This window comes from Azonexus sp. (assembly GCF_036170495.1).
In the GTDB taxonomy this organism is placed as follows: Bacteria; Pseudomonadota; Gammaproteobacteria; order Burkholderiales; family Rhodocyclaceae; genus Azonexus.
In genome coordinates this window covers 1-2,063 of record NZ_JAVHPH010000376.1, presented here as the reverse complement: position 1 = coordinate 2,063, position 2,063 = coordinate 1, and the positions used below count along the sequence as shown (strand labels likewise).

The window sequence follows — 2,063 nt, the reverse complement described above, 5'->3', positions numbered from 1 at the left end:
TCGTCATGGACGAACTGGCCGGTTTCAAGGAACTGAGCCAGATCGCCGGTTTCGAGGAGGCAACCCCCGATCTGGCCGATGCCATTCTCGATGAAGCGGCCAAATTCACCGGCGAAGTCCTCGCTCCGCTCAACCGCGTCGGCGACAAGGAAGGCTGCAAGCTGACGCCGAACGGCGTCACCACGCCGCCTGGCTGGAAGGAAGCCTACAAGGCCTTCTGCGAAGCCGGCTGGAACGGCATTACCTCGCCGGCTGATTTTGGCGGCCAGGGTTTGCCAGACACGCTGGGCATCGCCGTCAAGGAAATGGTCTGCTCGGCCAATCTGTCCTTTTCGCTCGGCCCATTGCTGACGACCGGCGCCGTCGAAGCACTGCTGACCTGCGCCAGCGACGAGTTGAAAGCGATCTACCTCGAAAAGATGATTACCGGCGAGTGGACCGGTACGATGAACCTCACCGAGCCGCAAGCCGGCTCCGATCTCGCCCTGATCCGTAGCCGCGCCGAGCCGCAGGCCGACGGCAGCTATCGCGTCTTCGGCCAGAAGATCTTCATCACCTACGGCGACCACGACATGACGGACAACATCGTCCACCTTGTGCTCGCCCGCCTGCCCGATGCGCCGGCCGGGGTGAAAGGCATCTCGATGTTCCTGGTGCCCAAGTTCCTGGTCAATGCCGACGGCTCGCTCGGCGGCCGCAACGACGCCTACTGCGTCTCCATCGAACACAAGCTCGGCATCCACGCCAGCCCGACTTGCGTCATGGCTTACGGCGACAATGGTGGTGCCGTCGGCTACCTGCTCGGCCAAGCCAACCGCGGCCTCGAATACATGTTCATCATGATGAACGAAGCCCGTCTCGGCGTCGGCCTGCAAGGCATCGCGCTGGGCGAACGCGCCTACCAGCAGGCCCTCGCTTTCGCCCGCGAACGCAAGCAAGGCCGCGATGCGCTGACCGGCGAGGCGTTGGTTACGCTCGACAAACATCCGGACATCCGCCGCATGCTGATGCTCATGAAGTGCCGCGTTGAAGCCAACCGCGCCATGACCTACTACACCTCCGGCCTGCTCGACCGCGCCCATGCGGCTGGGCACAGCGAAGAGGGCAAGCGCCAACTGTGGCTCGCCGAATTCATGATCCCCATCGTCAAGGGCGGCGGCACCGAGATGGGCATCGAAGTCACCTCGCTCGGCATCCAGATCTACGGCGGCATGGGCTTCATCGAAGAAACCGGCGCCGCCCAGCACTGGCGCGACTCGCGCATCACCACCATCTACGAAGGCACCACCGGCATCCAGGCCAACGACCTGCTGTTCCGCAAACTCATGCGCGACCAGGGCGCCACGGCCAAAGTCATCTTCGGCGAGGTCTACGCCACCGCCAAAGCGCTCGGCACCTCCGACAAGCCCGAACTCCAAGCCATCGGCCAACGCCTCGGCGTCGCACTCAAGGCTTGGACAGAAGCGACAGAATGGCTAGCTGCCAACGCCAAAACCAACCTCTCCGGCGTGTTGACCGCAGCCGTGCCCTACCTGCATCTCGCCGTCACCGTTTGTGGCGGCTGGTTCATGGGCAAGGCTGCGCTGGCGGCGGCCGGTTATCTCGACAGGGCTGAGGGCGATCAGGCCTTCTACCGGGCCAAGACCGCCACGGCATGGTTCTACGCTGACCAGATGCTGCCGCTGGCGACCTCCTATGGGGAAACCGTCAGGGCTGGGGATGCGGCGCTGGTTGGGGTTGGCGACGAGGTTTTTTAAGGGGTTGTTGTTGAATTGGCCTGGGGGTCGTCCTTTCTCAACCGGTGGTTCCGCGCTTGAGGCGCGGGCGTACTTTCTTCTTGCTTCGCCAAGAAGAAAGTAGCCAAAGAAGAAGGCGACCCTGGGTCGGTGCCGGCTGCGCCGGTTCCCTGCGCTACTCGGAAAGCCGGGCGGCTGCGGAACTCGGGGCTGCGCCCCTCAGACAGTCCTCGCCGACTGCCCCCGGCCTTCCTGCGTTGCTCGGCACCTCTCAAGGGGCCCGGTAAAACGTCCCGTGCCCAACCGCTGTCGCCGTCATTCCCGCGC

The 2,063-nt window shown here is 64.1% G+C and carries 1 protein-coding gene; it reads left to right on the top strand.

Going from position 1 to position 2,063, the window contains the following annotated elements; all coding sequences use genetic code 11:
• Nucleotides 1–1,757 (top strand): acyl-CoA dehydrogenase family protein (locus ADADOO_RS13740; protein ID WP_511278068.1); only part of this gene is annotated, 1,757 nt, incomplete at its 5' end.
• Between the last annotated feature and the right edge of the window lie 306 nt (nt 1,758–2,063).